General features: G+C 49.0%; 14 protein-coding genes. 3 read left to right on the top strand and 11 right to left on the bottom strand.

Features of this window, described 5'->3' with window-relative positions:
- Positions 1 to 15: 15 nt before the first annotated feature.
- Positions 16 to 1,842: a type VI secretion system baseplate subunit TssF gene (locus tag PV783_RS10550; protein WP_079468778.1), complete on the top strand. Its 1,827-nt coding sequence runs from the start codon at positions 16 to 18 to the stop codon at positions 1,840 to 1,842.
- Here PV783_RS10550 and PV783_RS10545 read toward each other — a convergent pair.
- The 9 genes from PV783_RS10545 to PV783_RS10505 form a co-directional block, all read right to left on the bottom strand.
- A complete protein-coding gene (locus PV783_RS10545) occupies positions 1,823 to 2,923 on the bottom strand; it encodes a lytic transglycosylase domain-containing protein (protein WP_420987940.1) in 1,101 nt (366 codons plus the stop codon). The genes PV783_RS10550 and PV783_RS10545 overlap by 20 nt on opposite strands.
- Before the next feature lie 9 nt (positions 2,924 to 2,932).
- Entirely contained in the window at positions 2,933 to 3,832 is a 900-nt protein-coding gene (locus tag PV783_RS10540; RefSeq protein WP_420987939.1) for a hypothetical protein, read from the bottom strand.
- Between the two features lie 117 nt (positions 3,833 to 3,949).
- Complete coding sequence (locus PV783_RS10535; RefSeq protein ID WP_079470003.1) at positions 3,950 to 5,320, bottom strand: DUF5458 family protein; 1,371 nt, start codon at positions 5,318 to 5,320, stop codon at positions 3,950 to 3,952.
- 38 nt (positions 5,321 to 5,358) lie between these two features.
- Positions 5,359 to 5,805: a hypothetical protein gene (locus tag PV783_RS10530; protein WP_079468781.1), complete on the bottom strand. Its 447-nt coding sequence runs from the start codon at positions 5,803 to 5,805 to the stop codon at positions 5,359 to 5,361.
- Positions 5,806 to 5,841: 36 nt separating this feature from the next.
- Positions 5,842 to 8,283, bottom strand: a complete 2,442-nt coding sequence (locus PV783_RS10525) for an AAA family ATPase (RefSeq protein ID WP_420987938.1) — start codon at positions 8,281 to 8,283, stop codon at positions 5,842 to 5,844.
- 371 nt (positions 8,284 to 8,654) lie between these two features.
- Positions 8,655 to 9,665 (bottom strand): DUF3137 domain-containing protein, encoded by a 1,011-nt coding sequence (locus PV783_RS10520; RefSeq protein ID WP_420987937.1) that lies wholly within the window; start codon positions 9,663 to 9,665, stop codon positions 8,655 to 8,657.
- 14 nt (positions 9,666 to 9,679) lie between these two features.
- The gene (locus PV783_RS10515; protein ID WP_111579577.1) at positions 9,680 to 10,207 is read right to left on the bottom strand and encodes a hypothetical protein; all 528 of its coding nucleotides are present in this window, start codon (positions 10,205 to 10,207) and stop codon (positions 9,680 to 9,682) included.
- Between the two features lie 19 nt (positions 10,208 to 10,226).
- Complete coding sequence (locus PV783_RS10510) at positions 10,227 to 10,535, bottom strand: hypothetical protein (RefSeq protein ID WP_111579576.1); 309 nt, start codon at positions 10,533 to 10,535, stop codon at positions 10,227 to 10,229.
- Positions 10,536 to 10,662: 127 nt separating this feature from the next.
- Positions 10,663 to 11,886 (bottom strand): PmoA family protein, encoded by a 1,224-nt coding sequence (locus tag PV783_RS10505; RefSeq protein WP_420987936.1) that lies wholly within the window; start codon positions 11,884 to 11,886, stop codon positions 10,663 to 10,665.
- Positions 11,887 to 12,031: 145 nt separating this feature from the next.
- On the opposite strand from PV783_RS10505, the gene PV783_RS10500 reads away from it, so the two are divergent.
- A complete protein-coding gene (locus PV783_RS10500; protein WP_420987935.1) occupies positions 12,032 to 13,588 on the top strand; it encodes a C25 family cysteine peptidase in 1,557 nt (518 codons plus the stop codon).
- The gene (locus PV783_RS10495) at positions 13,569 to 13,844 is read left to right on the top strand and encodes a hypothetical protein (RefSeq protein ID WP_133256249.1); all 276 of its coding nucleotides are present in this window, start codon (positions 13,569 to 13,571) and stop codon (positions 13,842 to 13,844) included. Before PV783_RS10500 ends, PV783_RS10495 begins: the two co-directional genes overlap by 20 nt.
- Here the strand turns inward: PV783_RS10495 and PV783_RS10490 are convergent.
- Positions 13,820 to 14,860, bottom strand: a complete 1,041-nt coding sequence (locus PV783_RS10490; protein WP_420987934.1) for a dipeptide epimerase — start codon at positions 14,858 to 14,860, stop codon at positions 13,820 to 13,822. The two genes, PV783_RS10495 and PV783_RS10490, sit on opposite strands and share 25 nt — an antisense overlap.
- Before the next feature lie 62 nt (positions 14,861 to 14,922).
- Positions 14,923 to 17,535, bottom strand: a complete 2,613-nt coding sequence (locus PV783_RS10485; protein ID WP_420987933.1) for a 4-alpha-glucanotransferase — start codon at positions 17,533 to 17,535, stop codon at positions 14,923 to 14,925.
- Positions 17,536 to 17,575: the final 40 nt, after the last annotated feature.

The following is a 17,575-nucleotide window of genomic DNA, read 5'->3' as shown; positions in this document are numbered from 1 at the left end:
TTATTAACCGCTCTCATGAAAGAAAAAAAAGAAAGAATAAAAGACCGCATGCTGAAAACAGCTGCACGTTTATGGGGATATCCGGATGCAGAAGTGGAAACTTCTTTTGACCCGGTGGTGCAACTGCTGCTGGAAGCCTGCGCCAGCGAGCTGGAGAAAATTTCAGGAGAAGTGGATGTTTCACATGCCCGGCTGGTGGAGCGGCTCGCACAGATCATGATGCCGGAGCCAATTACCAGCAGTCAGCCTGCCTATGGCATCCTCCACGCCATTGCCACTGAACCGGTAGCCGATATTCATGCCGATCACCAGTTTTATCATCATACCAAATCAGGCACGCATAACCGCGACCTGTTCTTTGCGCCGGTGACCAGTCACCGCCTGTTCCGCGGACAAGTACAATACATGGCCATTGGTAATAAGCTGTACGAAACCCGCGATCACTGGTTCAAAGAGCAGATATTACAGGGTCAGGTTTTCCCGGATATGGCCCCCAATCATTTATGGATAGGCATTTCACTGGAAGATGTACCGAACTCCTGGGAAGGCATGTCCTTCTTTTTTGACCTGCGGAATATCCATCAGCAGGAAATGTTTTATCACTATCTCCCGCTGGCAAAAGTATTCAGCGGCAACAGGGAACTGATGATAAAAGGCGGCTATCACCACAGCCGGAGCGTGGCAGAAGAAGAAACTGATAATATGATCCAGGTGGCGGTAAATAATAACTCCCGTTACAGCCAGCATATCCTGCAACGTTTCCGCCGTCACTTCCTTACCATCACGGATACGCAGCCTCCTCTTGCCTCCCGCACACCGGAAGCCCTCACCAGGATCTTTGGTCAGGATACCGCCCGTTTAAACAAAGAGGTGCACTGGTTACGCATCGAGTTTCCCGAAGCGCTGCACCATACCCTGCTGGAAGATCTGTATTGCAGCATCAACTGTTTCCCGGTTATCAACAAAAAAAATAACGAGCAGTCCATGAAACTGAATCGTTATCTGAATATCATTCCTTTGCAAACACCGGATATCTTCTTTGATATCAAACGCGTGTACGATCTGGAAGGAACCGATTATTATGTGCGCAACTTCTCTACAGCCGGACAAATGCAGGAAGGGGAGCTGGTGATCCGCAGCAGTGGCATCGGGCGTTTCGATACCCGCGAAGCCAAAGAAGTGATTGCCTATCTCGTGGAAGTAATCCGCGACGAAAGCTCTTTATTTGAAGAAGTAAAGAATGATTTTGTTACCAACCGCATGCGGGAACTGCATCAGTTGATTGCCTCACTGGAAGAACAGCTGCAACCCGGTAACAATAAAGGAAATATTCCTTATGTGATGGTGAAGCCCAAAGAAAATGCAGAATACATCTTCCTGGAATTCTATTCTACCAACGGCACCGCCGCCAATAATATCCGCATGGGTACGCGGCTGCTGGAATATGGCAGCATCAATGCCCGTCCCAACAGCATTACACTGCTGAGCAATACGCAGGGAGGAAAAGACAGGCTGAATATTGATGAGAAAATTAACCTGTACCGCTCTCATTTACTGTCGCACAACCGTGTGGTTACCCCGGAAGATATCAAGGCGCTTTGCCGTACTATTTTCGGAAGGGAAATGAAATCGGCCGCTGTTGTTAAAGGGATGGCCTTGCAGCCAGGCATGAATGCGGGGTACAGCCGTACGCTTGATATCCGTATTTCATTATTCCAGCAAACCGAACGTTATCCTGCTGCCAATTTGCAATACATGAAAGAGGAATTGCTTTTACAGCTGGAAGAAAAGTCCAGCAATACTTTTCCATTCCGGGTGTTTATTAATGAAGTGTTGATGTAAGTGCATCAGCTGGTGAGGAGAGTGCCGAAATAGCGCTCCTGTTATCGCTTCTTCCGCGCAACTGTACATCTCCGCCGGTTTTCAGCAAATCGGCGGGCACTCCTTTTTTGCCATCCGCGGCATATAACACCACGGCATTTTCAAAGCCAAGATCTACATAGATCCGGTTCCCCACCATCCAGCCTTTGCCGGAGAGGCTCGCATTTTTGCGGATGTACACGCCATTCGCCTGCAGGTCGTCCAATAGCTGGATGCTTATCAGCTGGCCATCTTCAAAGGCTTTGCTGATTTTCAGCCGGGCAGCATATGTCACCATTGCCGGCCGGATAGCAGCCTGTTTACCTACAGAGATACGGATAGAATTAAAATCTTTGTCGCCCGTTTTGCTTACTGGTGCGGGCGTAGAGAAGACGGAACCGTTAGCAGAACTTTTACTGAACACATTGTATCCAAAACCCGGCAGGTATAACTCGGGACTTTCAAAAAGCTGTTTTATAGCGATGATCTTATAGATATACTGGGCTGTTTCGTTATTCAGCAGTAGCTGGTAGTAATCACTGCTCCCCTGGCGTTTTATGTTCCGGGAGATGTTACCCGAACCGGCGTTATAGGCTGCTGCGGCCAGTGTCCAGGAGTTGAGCTGCTGGTGCAATAACCGTATCAGCTTACAGGCGGCGTGTGTGGCTTTGATCAGATGATTCCTTTCGTCGTAGCCTGCGCTAACGGTTAGTCCCAGTTCAGCAGCAGTACCGGGCATGATCTGCCACACGCCTTGTGCGCCAACAGGTGAGGTGGCATTGCTTAAACCGCTTTCTACAATAGGCAGGTATTTGAAATCCAGTGGTACCTGGTATTGTTGCAATATGGGTTCTATCACCGGGAAATATTGTTCCGCTTTCAGCCGCAGTGCCGGCAGATAGCCCTGGTAGCGCAGGTTGCGTTTAATAACATCCATGAGGCGGTAAGAAACAAAGTCCCTTTCCATTGGCACCACCTCACCACAGAAATCCACCTGCTGCGCCGTGGTGTAACGCGGCAGCAGCAACAGCAGTATTCCTATCAGAACAACCTGTTTCTTCATTTGGTTTTTCTATTGCTTCGCCAGCATGTATTTCGGGAACACGGTTACCGGTATATACAATACCAGCTGTTGTTTTCCTTCGGTGGTTTGCAGTACAATGATCACTTCATCTTCCTTCCTGAATTGTTTGGAAGGCACCACAAATACTTCGTTGGCCTCTTCTTTTGGCGCTATGGTTTCCGGTCCTTTTTTATAGAGGATAGGCATTGCATGCAGCAGGGCGGTATCTTTCTTTTCCTTATGCAGCAGGCTGGTCTTCACTATTTCAAAGGGTACCTTTCCTTTATTGCGGATACGGAAACAGAAGTAGTTCATGTTGTTCAGTGTCATGGCCTGTGCATATCCAACGCTCACATCTTCCACTTTCACTTCGTACTGGCGGTTCACTTTACGGTCTTTCCCGAAGTCTTCCGCAATTTTGCCTACTGTTACAGTATCAACACTGATCAGGTGTCCGGTTTCTTCGGGCACTTCTGCCAGGGAGATCTGTCCGTCCCTCTCACCATAGCCGGCGCGGGGCGCCTGTGGCGCTGTTTCGGGTGTGGTAAACGCGCCGGTTGTTTTATTTTTACCGGACAGCGTATACTTCAGGCGGGCCAGGTCCACTTTATCGCGGAAGGCAATAATCATGTAATGGATATTTTCTCCCTCTCTCACTATCAGGTTGGTAGGCCGGGGAGTAGGCGTTATAGGGCGCAGAAAAACCATGTTACCATCCACGATACGGTAATCGTAGTCGGTGTTTTTCCCGTCGCCGATCTGGAAAGTGCTGATAGGTGCACCGGATGTGATCAGCGTCACAGCCCCTTTGGTGGTCAGAATACTATCTGTGCCCGTTTGGGCACTTACCGTTGACAAGGCGCCTGTGATTAACAAACAAAGCAGCAAACTGCACAGCACATGTTTCATCGTTTCAATTGGCTTTAATGCTTATGATATTTTATCTACGGGGGTTAAAGCAATCAGCTCCGGGATGGGAGGTTACTCCCAAATGTACATTTGAGCCCCAAAGCTGACCGCTGACGGCTATTTACCATCCTGTTCGTAAGTAGTATCCCAATCTGCCGCATCATCGCCTCTTTGCCCCTCCATTTTGATCAGGAAGTTCTTGGCAGGGAAATAAGGCTTCAGATGTATATCCAGGTGGATACGGTCTTTCTGTATCGGGTCCTGCTCGAAACGGCGGATATTAAAATCTTCGATCAGCTTGTCCGGTCCGGTGATACCATCAAGGAAGCGGATGATCTGTTTCATCAGGTCCTTGCGGGTATTGGCGTTGAAGTTTTCAAAAGCCCTGCGGTTCAGGAAGTCCATGAGCACTTTGGTTACAAAGTCGAACACACGTACTACCGAATAGGTCTGCAGGCCCAGGTTATCCCCGTTGAACAGTGTTTTGGCACTGAACGCCATTACTTTTCCGTATTCTTTCACCATTGGTACCAGGCCCATTTTTTCGAGGCTGGCGATTTCACTTTTCTTCAGTTCAAATTTCACCCCATCTACTTCGTTCATGCCACCGAATTTCTTACCGGCGGTCACCTGCGACATCAGGGTTTTATAGATCTTACCTGCCAGTGCGCCGGAAGGTGGTACATACAGGTGTTCCTGCTCTCCGACTTCATCAAATTTCCCGCGGCCAACCAGCCAGTTGCAGGACATGATTACATTGGAGCGATGAATTTCCCCACCGGTCAGATTCGCCAGTTCAAACATCTCCATTACATCATCCGGTGCGTCGAGATGCGCGAAATCTGTTACCAGCATGGCTTTATTTTCATGCGCAATTTTTGCCCATTTTTCTATCACCTTGTTGGAGCCCAGGTAGCCGGGAATTACCAGCAGGCTGTAGTTGGTACGAAGATCCAGGCGATCATAGTTGTTCACCAGTTCGGTACTGATGGCATCAATAAACCGGGTGTTATCCAGGTCTTTGAGCTGCTCCAGTTCCACGTTGATGAAGGATATATTTTTCACCTTGTCCGACTCTGTATTTTTGAAGAAGAGGGCTACATTGCGGTACGACTGCTCCAGCTCGCGGGTAGCCTCTACTGCTTCCCCGAGATTAGTTGACAGCACCTTCTCCGCTTCTTCTGCATGAGACGTACAGTAGTCCACCATTTCAGGCAGTTCGTTTGTTTCGGACAATACTTTTTCCCAGAGGGACAGTATCTTCTTTAATTTATCTCTTTCTGTTTTTTTGCCGGCTTCGGTCAAAAAGATATTGCGGCGCGCCTTACGATCGGGGTTCAGGTTTTGCGCACCTTCCACGGCTGCTTCCAGCAGGTCGAAGCCGCCATACTTTGCCAGGTCTTCAATACTTCCGGCAAGGTTTACTTCAGATTGCTGTGAAGACAGGCTTTCATTCTGCAGTTCCTCGTTTTTCTGTAATTCTGCCATAATCATTGAGGTTATGTTCCCGTATAGGCAACGGTTAATTATTTGGTATTAAGGTCTTTCATCATTCCACGAATAGCGTTCAGCATGGCTTTACGGGCGTCCGGATCTGCCAGCGCTGACTTCAGGATCTTATTCGTTTTCAGTTGTTTCATAATTTTCAGGTACTGTTCCTTTTCAGTGGCCAGGTCGTTCAGAAAAGCGCTTTGTGCAGTAATACCTTTTACGCCGAAATCGCCCAGGTGGTGGAACTGTAATTTTTCCGGCACAGGGCGGCCTTCTGCATCATGGAAACTTACATTCACTGCCGGTTTGAAGTGTTCAAACACACTTTCTACGGAAGTAAGCCCTTCCACTATTTCCGGTTTAACAGGTGCCTGCTGGGTTAACTTTTCAGCAAACAAGGTACGGTTGTGCGAAATTTCCGCGATGGCTTCGTTGGCGTCCAGCTTCACTTCTGTGCCGCCAATTCCGTAGTTGTCGTTCATTTGAGATAAATTTAGAATTTTGGAATCTGACAATCATCAAATTATTGTCCAGTCTAACTGATCATTTTTTATATCCAGTGTTACCGTCATATCTTTCCGGAGGCTGCCGTCGATGATCATTCTCGACAATGGCTTCCGTAATTGTCCCCGTATCACCTCCCGCAGTGGCCTTGCGCCATACTGGGGAGAATATCCCATCAGCGCCAGGTGCCGGCGGGCATCTGTTGTTACGGTAAAACTGATCTGCTGTTGCTGCAGCAGTTGCAGTAAATGCTGTAAATGAATATCGAAGATCTTTTCTACGTTGGCAGACTGGATAGGTCCGAAGGGAACGATCTCCGTGAGCCTGCCTAAAAACTCCGGCCGGAAGTGACGGGCCATTAACTCCATCAGCTGTTGTGAAGCAGGAATCACTCCTTCCTGGAAAGAGCGGCTAATGGCTTCACTGCCTATGTTGGAAGTAAACAGCACCAGCGCATTGGAGAAGTCGCCTGTTTTCCCCAACCTGTCGTGCAGCTTCCCTTCATCCATGATCTGCAGAAAAATATCAAATACAGACGGATGCGCTTTTTCTATTTCATCAAACAACACTACTGCGTAGGGTTGTTGCCGTATTTTATTTACCAGTAATCCGCCTTCCTCATATCCCACATATCCGGGAGGGGCGCCATATAACAACGCTGCGGCGTGTTCTTCCTTGAATTCTGACATGTCGAAACGGATCATGGAGCGTTCGTCCTGGAAGAGAAAATCCGCCAGTGATTTTGCCAGTTCCGTTTTACCGGTTCCTGTTGGCCCCAGGAAAAAGAAGGAGCCTATTGGTTGCCCGGGGCGGCTCAGGCCGGAGCGGGATTCCAGGATCGCATCTGCTACTGCTTTGAGGGCATGGTCCTGCCCTACTACCCGTTTACGCAGCTGCGCTTCCATATTGATCAGCCGTTCCCTTTCCTGCGATTGCACCTTTCCCAGGGGAATGCCTGTTATGGCGGCAATCATGGTGGCCAGATCCACCGGGGTTACTTCCTCCTGCCGGTTGGCGGCTATTGTTTCCAGCTGCTCCAGCAATTGCTGCAATGAAGATTGCAGTTCCGGAACAGATGTTATCTTATCAGGATCAGTATCTGTATGCAAACGGGATGATAACAGTACCCCCAGTCTTTCTTTCATTTGGCGGTAAAACCAATGAAGATCGGTTTCCTGTAAGGATTCCTTACTATTTAAATCAGCAAATTCCTGTTGTAAAGTTTGCAGCAGCGGCTGGCTGGTATCTTCCATCGCTCTAACTGCGGCCATTGTACGGTCCAGCAGGTTTACGGCGCTATCCGGCAGGCTTCTTTCCTTCAGATAACGTTTTGACAAACGGATGGCTTCGTATATCCCTTCGGGTGAAACTTTGAGCTGGTAGAAGTTTTCATACACCGGTACCACGGCACTTACCATTCTTCCTGCCAGCGTTTCATCGGGCGCTGCCAGTGTAATCGTTTCAAAACGGTGCCGCAGGATAGCATCCGGCTCAATAAGTTTACGGAAACCTTCCGGTGTGGTGGTTCCTATCAGGATGATCTCCCCTTTACCCAGCGCTGCTTTCAGCACATTGGCCATGCCGGTACCGGATTGTTTATCCAACAGGCTGTGAAGATTATCAATAAAGAGGATATGCCTGCCTGATTGTTTAAGTTGCTGGATGATCTGGAGGAGACGGTCTTCCAGTTCACTTTTATAGGCGGCGCCTGCTATAAATGCGCCATAGTCCAGTGCGTAAATTTCAGAGGACTGCAACTGCAGCGGTACCTGCTTCTGCACAATCGCGCGGGCCAGCCCTTCTACCATTGCGGTTTTCCCTACCCCGCCTTCACCAATGATCAGTACACTGGCGCGGTCTTTACGTGTAAGCACTTCCGTTACTGCCCTGATTTCCCCGTCGCGGCCAATTACCGGGTGAAAGGATTTCAGCAGCTGCGGATCGGTGATACGATATACATATTTCAGTGCGCCCGGCTTAATAGCGCCCGGCGCAACGGTATTAGCAGTATTGGTTTCTTTTCCTTTTTTGCCGGCGCTCATAAGCTGGTCGCGTGTGAACGGAAATGTTTTGAGTTGCTCATAGGAAAAGCCAACACCCGGTGTGCACAAAGCGATGAGCAGGCTCCACGCATCCGGTTCACTGTCGTTATCCTGCGCTATGCTGATGGCCTCATTCAACACTGCGGCTGCGGCTTCATCGGGCTCCGGTTCATCCGGAATACGCGATGCCCTGGGCATCTCATCCAGCCGCACTTCCGCCCATTCTTCCAGGTAGTATACATCGATATCCATTTGATGCAATGCGGGAGCCAGACCTGTTTCCTTATGCAAACAGGCGCGCAATAAGTGCGCAGGCGTAAACTGCGGATGATGATACTCCTTTGCAATGGCTGTTGCAATTCTAATAGCAGATTGCAATGCCGGGCCGAATATGGTCAAGGTTGACAGGGTCATTTGGATGATTCCAGGTTTTTCAGAATTCAGTTAACAATTACAATTACCGGGTTGCCTCTTTTGGAAGCAAAGTAAAGATACAGCGAAAACATATACGTAGAATTCATTCCGGAAAAAAATGCACTCTTTTTTTAAGCGCACCGGCACCGGATATATATCTTATTCCCCGCAATAAACAAAACCCACCAAACACAATACAGTAAAGGGTTTTAAAGAACGTCAATAACCAAACAATATTATTTAATATTTTACTAATATAAATAATCATTAAAAAATAACAGCGGATATAGGGAGGATGTCTACCAATTAAATAGGAACGTGCGGTCTTTAAATCTCCCGAAAAAAAATCCAGGCATACTCATCCGGAATTTTCAAGACGGGGAAAACGAACGGGACGTCCAGATAGGCAGATTACTTTTCAGGTCTTCTGCCAGTTGTAACATAGACATAAAATCGAGGTAAAAATTATTCAGCATCTGCCGGTTATGTAGTGACTTATTCAGGGTCGTTTCAAAGTAATCCGTTCCATGATCAATGCCCACATAAACACGGTTATTATAAAAAGAAATAAACAATTTTGCCGCCGTGCGTTCATGCAGCGCCACAATCCTTTCCATCAACGCCGGCGTAAGCAGCTGTTGTGCTGCCGCATCATCAGGAGCGTACACCATGAACAGTTTATTAAAAGCGGCATCAGCCGGTAACACTTTCTTACCAAGATGCCAGGTTTGGATATACCCGTCGCCGGCAGCGTTATTGTTGCGCGACAGTACATACACCGGCGTACTGAAGTACCGTGGAAATTGCGCGATAAAATAACTGCCGCAAAAAACGGTATCCGGTCCTTGTCCGCGTACGGTTACAACCGGCATATGCGTCACCGTGAGATCGCAGAACTGAAAATTCATCTCCCCCAATTTACCATACACCTGGTCGTTACCGGTCATCTGATATGCTTTCTTTTCAAACAGCCCGCTTTCTGTAAACTCTTCGTAGCTGGCATGATTGAGAGGCTGGTAGTGATAGTCCGGATGGAGGAAGCTGATCAGTGGTTTTACAATCCTGTTCTTAAAATCAGGCCGGTAATCTGTTGCTTCGTTTACCCCTCCCCGTTTCATCATAAAATAGCGTGTTACATAACTGCCCAGGGTAACGAGCACTACCAGTGCAACTATGATGAACGTTCTGTTCCCTTCATTTCCCGAAGCGGGCTGCAGGGAAAAACGCACCATAAAAAAAACAAAAATAGCAAACGGCACCAGGGAGGCGACCCACATCCGGCGTACCCAGTTGCGGCCGGTAATACGCTGCTGTTCCAGCGACTCTACTTCATCCCCGAGCTGCTGATCCAGGAAGGCATTGAATTCTTCCAGTGTTTTCATTACAATTGCTGTTATCAGTTAGAGGACCAGTGTGCAGCAGTGCCACCTATGCTGTTTACCACCTCGCCTGTAAATGGCTGGCTGATGAGCGCTTTAAACGGTTGCACATTTTCCGCAGACAAAGGCAGTTTGAAAAACGACCGGCTTTGTCCCAGTTGTATATGCGCATATTCCATAGGAAATAAACGCACCCTGATAATCCGCAGTGGCAAAGTAAGTTTATAGTCCGTATAGGTATTCACGTTATTCACAGCTTCGCCTCTTTCAAGACGGCTCACCAAATCATTGATTTTCTCCGGCCGTTTCCTGATCTGTGCAAACATAAAAAGATAGGGGATCAATACGCCTACCGGCATAAACAGCAGTATAAAAAGAACGGCTGTAGGTGTTTCAGTGCTTTTACCGGCAAAGATGCTGTAGCCGATGAGCCCAAACACCAGTACCGCCAATACTTCTGCGGTAATGAGGGCGGTGATGGTCTGCTTTTTATCTTTCTCATGGATTTCCAGCAGCGTTGTTTTCAACTCGGAGAAGTTATTCATCAGATACGGTTTTGAGAAATTATTTTGCCCGCAGTTTGCTGTAATTACTGATAGCAAGATAGAATCCTGCCAGCGCTACCAGCCCATAGGCAGCCATCAGTGCCCAGATGCTTTCACCTGTTACTTTATAGATCAGCATTTCAATTTTGGTGATACTGATACTGGCGTCGCTAATGGCGTGAAATTGTTTATAACGGTAGAAGATCAGCACGATACCGGCTATGCCGAGTAACAAGCCAACAATAACGCCACCCCAGGAAGGCGGATCATCGTCTTCTTCAGGACTGTCAGGACGCACGTCTTTACCAGGTTCATTTAAATTACTCATTTGGATGATGGTTAAGGGTTATTAAATACAGGGCTGCTGTTCACATGGCTTCTCCGAGGTTAACCGAATTGAAACCGAATCACTCACGTTACGAAAATAAATGAAAAAGAGATAATTCACAAACACATTACGGCGCTGTGATCACTTCCGGGGGATACGCATAATCCTGCCAGGCCGCCTCTGCTTCTTCCGCGGTGATATCATCGTTGTACACCATTACCCGGTACTTCAGCTGGTAGCGGGCATCCGGATAAAGCTGCCACGGCTTCATGCGGGTGGGGGTATAATTGAACATCAGTTCGCCGCCTTCCGCATTTTCGGGCCATACACGCAGCGGTTCCGGAGAATCAAAATTATCAGGATAGTTCATGATCAGCAATCCTGCCTTTCCGTTTGGGGTGGCTCCGGATATTTTTACCCAGCGGGCGCGGGTGCTGTCGGCGTCGCGGCGCGTTTTGCCTTCGGAGGTAAGCACCTGGCTTGTTTTATCCGTAAAGTCGGCAGTGGTTCTTAATCCGAATCCGCCGCCATAGCGGTACTGCAGCAGCGTGATGCCGGTAGGAGTTGCCGGTGTAAAGGTAGAAGTAAAATCCCACAGGCGGCGGGCGCCATCGTTGGTGGCGGGATACGCCTGTACCAGCCAGGTTTCATGAATGGCTGTTTTTTCGGTACCATCTTTCAGCAACGCGATATGATCCTGGCTGGCGCTGAATCCGCACCATACATTTCCGGAAAAGGTTTCCATTTTACCGGCAAAGCGAACCTTACCTTCTTTCTTCTGCACGTTCCAGAAATCAGTTTCACGTCCTTCAAAAAGCGTATGCGTCCACGGGTTCCAGATGCCCATATGATGGCGGTGACCAGCGTTGGGGAAGATATTGGTGAGCACGACTCCATTGGGCGCCCAGAGCGGGTGGATAAATGCGTTGCGGTTATACACGGTGTCTGCACCGGCAGGCGCGGGTACCGTTTTAAAATTATACTGCAGGATAGGCTCCGCGGATTGTTCCAGCAGTACGTGCCCATCCTGGCGAAGCGCTTTCATAAGGGTGCCGGCGGTGCCCTTACCTTTGCTCAGTTCATACTTCCTTTCTGCACCGGCCGCAGTGGCTCCTGTAAGGATCCAGCAGAGCTGGCCCGCCTGCCGGCTAACGGCAACGGGCATACGTTTATTGCCGGTTACTTCCTCCAGCATTACCGGACCGGTGGCAAACGAAGGAACGCCCGTATATACAATACTGTTATAACGGTTTAGTTTCCCTGCCTTTACAGTAAAGTGTGCAATTACCTGTGCATAAGTGCCGGTATAAAAGAAAACAGATAGTAACGATAACAGGTGGAATTTTTTCATATAACGCGCCGGTAGATTCCCTGAAAAATACGGTTTACTTTTTCAGTATGCAAATACCTTGCGCAGGGAAATATTAATATTGTTTGGAGACCGGTACCATATTACCCTTTAATTCAATATTTTTGAACGCTTAATCAGGATAATTATGGCCGGCCCTCACATTAATATGCTGACAACAAAACTCATTATAACCAATAAATCCGCCCTTCAACAGAAATACGGCGACACTCACCAGCAGATCCTGGATGATATAAACGCATTACAGGCATTTGATAACAACAGGCACCTGGATGCCCACATTATCTTCCTTGATGATGCGGCACAGATGCAAGCCTGCCAGTCTACCGCAGTGACACAGGCTACGGACGACGCCCAGAATAAAAAAGCGATTGATGAGTTGTACCACTTCTTTTCACCCGGATATATCCTGTTGCTGGGCTCACAGGACATCATTCCATTTCAGCGGCTGAAGAATTTATTACCGGGAGATAATGACCCCGATACCTTTATCCCCAGCGATCTGCCCTATGCGTGCGACACGCCATATGATACGGATCCTGGTAAGTTTATTTCACCTACCCGGGTGGTAGGCCGCCTGCCGGATATTCCCGGCGTGGCGGATGCTTCTTACCTGCACACGCTCATTACCAATATTATGGCGGCAGTGCCCTCCAAACAGGGCGACTACCTCCCCTATTTTTCCATGAGCACTTTCGACTGGCAGAACTCTACCCAGAACACGCTCCAGAACATTTTTGGCAGTACTGCCAACCTGCTGATATTTCCCGGCAGCGATGAAACGCTGAATGGCACCAACTGGACTGCCGCACAACTACAGGCAAAAACACATTTCATCAACTGCCACGGGGCAATTTATAATCCGGGGTTTTACGGACAAAAATCCACCGAGTTTCCGCTGGCGCTCAGATCGGATATCCTGAAAGATAAAATCACCCACGGTACCATCGTAGCGGCAGAATGCTGCTATGGCGGCCAACTGTTTGACCCGAAGAAAAACAGCGGTAAGCGGATCAGCATGGCCAACAGCTACCTGCTGAATCATGCCCTCGCTTTTGTAGGCAGCTCCAATATTGCCTATGGCCCGCCCACCGGGCAGGGACTGGCAGATCTGCTCACACAGTATTTTGTGATCAATGTGCTGAACGGCGCCTCTACCGGCAGAGCCCTGCTGGAGGCCAGGCAACGGTTCCTGAATGAAATGGGCCCCACGCTGGACCCCTACGAACTGAAAACAGCTGCACAGTTTTACCTGCTGGGCGACCCATCGTGGCAGCCGGTGATCAACGACAAAGATCCCAGCAGCCCCGGTGATACACAACTTTTTGTGAACACCCTGCAAAACCGCCGCGATAACCTCGAAGCACGGGGTAAAATGCTGGACGACTTTATCGCCGTGCCTCACCCATCCGACGGCTCGCATGCCACAGATCCCGCGCTGCACAATGCGATGCACAAGCTGTTGGATGAAAAAAACTTTGCCGAAAAAAGAGATCCGAAAGTATTTATAAACAAGAAAAATAACCCGGCAGTGAAAGAAGATGTGAGCGGTTCCATGCCATCTGTAAAATTTCACGTATTTTCGGAATCTGCCACCATTGGGGACTCTCCTTCAACAAAGGTGATAGTGGTGAAAGAAAAGAATAATCAAATACTGGGGTATCGTGAATATGTCAGCAGATAACAGCAACAGGGACAAAAACAGTCCCTTTATTACACTTACCGGGCGTTTGGTGCTCCGTACATTTGGTAAACACAGTAAAAGTGAACACCTCGGCGTATTCCTGGTAACAGATCAGGGAGACTACCTGATACGCCCGTCAGGGGCAAATCCTTTTATGCCTAACCCGCTGATGCCACTGGCCGGCAAAATAATAGTAGCCACCGGCTGCATTGAAGACTATGTTTTCCTTGCTCAAACGTGGAAAGAAGAAGAGTGATCTTCATGTAACAACTCAGCACCGGTTCCCCACCTGTCGGCGTAAATAATACGACCGTTTTCCATCTTAATACCATCGGCGCTGTCTTCTGCCAGTAGCAGCGGTCCGTCCATATCCACATAATCCAGCAGCGGCAGCAGATGCGCCACTGCAGAGGTGCCCACGGTGCTTTCGTTCATACTGCCGGTCATTACCTTCATGCCTGAACGCTTCGCTTCCGCAATCATCCGCAGCGCCGGCGTAATGCCACCACACTTGGTGAGCTTGATATTGATGCCGTGAAAATAGCCGTGGCATTGGGCTACATCCTGCTCTACAATACAACTTTCATCGGCAATAACCGGTAACACTACTTCATCATATACCCGTTTCATACCCTCTTTATCTGCTGCAGCCATTGGCTGTTCAATAAACTCCACGCCCAGTTCTTTTAAGGCAACCGCGTTACGCAGGGTTTCCTCTACTCCCCAGGCACAATTGGCATCCACCCGGAAAACAGCCGTGGTGTGCTTTCTCAACTCTTTGATAATGGCAATATCTTCCTTTGTGCCAAGTTTAATTTTATAGATAGGCCACGGAAATTCCTGTAGTTTCCGCACCATATTTTCAATGGTATCAATACCGATGGTATAGTCGGTGAGTGGGTTATGCGAAATATCCAGTCCCCATACCTCGTAGAGTTTCTGTTGTTGTTGTTTGGCGTACAGGTCCCACGCGGCGATGTCCAGCGCGCATAGTGCAAACATGTTATCTTTCAGCAGCGGGTACATATCCTGCCAGAAAAGCTCAGGTGTGTGCAGGGTATAATTTTCAATAAAAGAACGGTGCTGTTCAATATCTGCCATCAGCCGTGGTACAGTCATCTCATAATAGGCATTGTCGGCGGTTTCACCCAACCCGCTCTTGCCCTCCTGTTCCAGTTTTACTACCAGCAGGGGTTGCAGATCTTTTGACTTACGGGAAATCGTAAAAGTATGCCTGAATTTCAGTTCAAAAGGAAAAAGGGTGAGCTTCATTTTACTAACGGGTTCTTTCTGTGAAAATACAACGCATTTATGATATTGTTAACTGCGCCCGGTCATCTGTCGGCAAGGTTCCGTGGGATGCGGTAACGCCAGTAATACGATGCTACTGCGGGAATATTGATCCTTTCCACATCAGGATGCCCGTTACTTTCCGGGGCTTCCGCAGCTAACAGGTCCTGTACCTGGAAGATGCGCCACATGGCAGGAGCCGCCATATGCCGGCTGATAATTTCGCGGATCAGCTCCGGCGTGGCGGTGGCAGGAGCTGGTCCGGTATGTTGCAGTTGTTGCTGATAGTATTTCCGGGAGACAGATGTGTTTTCCTTCCACCACCCTCTCAGGGTGCTCATGTCGTGCGTGGAAGGGGTTAAAACAGACAAGTAGGGCGCCTTTGATATGTCTGCGAAGAGGGCATCTCCTGATTTGGGCATGCGTTCAATTTCCAGGCTTAAAATGCCTTGTGCCTGCATCACGCCGGGCACGCAGGTGGGCACCATGCCGAGATCTTCTCCGCAGATGAGCATATGCGTGGCCCTTTTTATCAGGGGGAGCTTATCAAGCGCTTCCCTTCGCCAACAGCTTTCCTGCCGCAGGTAGAAGTAGTCGTGGTACAATGCAGACAGTACTTCCCGGCTATTGGCATCCAATGCAGCAAACGACCTGGTGGCGGCCATATCATAACGGGGATGGTACAACGTTTTGCCGGCGTCAGTAACTTTTATAAACAACACCTCCGCAATCAGGGTATAGAGGATTGTTTTTATTGCTTCCGGCAATGCTGATTCCGCTACTTTTCGTTGCGTGCTGTATGCCGGCAATAGCTGGTAGCGCCCATCCGGCAAGGGATGCATCAGCTGTTCTTTCATCATGCCTGCGTAGTTGCCAAATAATTCCCCGAGGATGGCGTCTGTTATATAAGGCAGGCAGTACCTGCTTTCGTCAAAGTGAATGCCGCGGCGGTGTATTTCCTCCGGGGTAACGGGAACGGCTGGGTGAAAATATCCCAGGATTCCCTGTATCGCTTCCCGCGGAATCTGCCAGATGCGGAAGAAACCGAGGATGTGATCAATGCGGAATGCGTCAAAGTAAACAGACATATGACGGAGCCGTTGCTGCCACCACTGCAACCCGTTTTCCATCATGCGTTTCCAGTTATAGGTGGGAAATCCCCAGTTCTGGCCTTCGCTGGTAAAGCTGTCTGGTGGCGCGCCTGCCTGCATATCCAGGTGGTAATGATCCGGGTTCATCCAGGTATCCACGCTGTGGCGTGCTACCCCAATGGGGATATCCCCTTTCAGCACTACATTGTAGCTGTGTACCGCGGTGCTGGCGGCAACCAGTTGCCGGTGCAGGTGATACTGTACAAAGAAGTGATACTGCACGGCCGCTGCAGCATTTTTATCTGCCGCCGCCAGATATTTTACAGCCGTATAGTCATATACGTTATACTCCGGCCACAGCGTAAAATCGCCGGTTCCATAGCGGTCGCGCAGGAAACAATACACGGCATAAGGCAGCAACCAATATTCATTGGCACCCAGCCATTGCCGGTATTCAGGTGTTTGCAGCCGGTTGCCTTCCACTTCAAACAGCGCCCGCAGATAGGCCAGTTTAAACGACATCACTTCTTCATAGTCCACGGTTTCCTTTTCGTTGAGCCATTGCCGTAGCCGGTCGAATTGCCGTTGCAACGGGTGTTGTGCGGGCAGGCTGCCTACGTCCTGTAAGCGGATATATTGTGGATGCAGCGCAAAGGAAGAAATGGCGGCATATGGATAGGAATCTTTCCAGGTACCGGTTTGTATAGTATCATTTACCGGTAGCAACTGTATCAGTTGCAGTCCTTTACGCTGCGCCCATTGCGCAAGTGCGGGCAGGTCTGCAAATTCGCCGGTACCAAATCCTTCCGGGCTGCGCAGGCTGAACACGGGTACGGCCACACCGGCGCCTTTCCAGGGGGTATGCACAACGCGCAAAAATCCATCGTGTAAAATTACCTGCCGCCCTACTACGGCAGTGGTGTGTAATTCACGGTTGCTGCCGGTTTCATACTGAACAAATTGTTGCCGCTCCAGGTCGTAGATGCCGTATTTATAATACACAGGCGCCGTTACGCCGGAAAGATCCAGCGCTATAGAAAACCAGCCCTGTTCATCGTATTGCAGCAGCAGGGGGTTACTGGTGTTCCAGTTACCCATCAACTGATCATTACCCAGCAAACAAACGGTTTTACCGGCAGCTAACAGGGGGGCCTGTACGCGGAATATATGCGTAGCCGTTAGTACAGCAGTAATCGCAGCGGCAGGCCTTTTATAAAAAACACGTGAAAAGGGAGCCGTTAACCAGGCATTCTCCGGGCGATAAGCATCATTCCAGTTATCTATGAAAACAATATCGGGGTGTTCTCCGGGGATGAAAACAAATTCGCGCACAGCGCCTTCATATACTGCTTCTTCCCCTTCTTTTAACAGATACTGGTATCGCAGGGTAAAAGTACCACCGGGTGTCAGCTGGATATCCGTATACCACCATTCTTCATTTCCCCATTGCATACAGCGGGCATTCAGGGGTACTTCATTACCCAACGCGGGTAAATTACCAAGCAGGTATAAATCCTGCCCGTAATAAGTATGATAACGGAGATAAAAACGTACACTATAACTCATCTGGTCCCGGCTAAGCCGGAACAAAGTAGGAAAAAATAGG

The organism is Chitinophaga sp. CC14 (genome assembly GCF_048957795.1).
GTDB classification, from domain to species: domain Bacteria; phylum Bacteroidota; class Bacteroidia; order Chitinophagales; family Chitinophagaceae; genus Chitinophaga; species Chitinophaga ginsengisegetis.
Note: the sequence above shows the minus strand (reverse complement) of the source record. Positions and strands in the feature narration are given on the sequence as shown.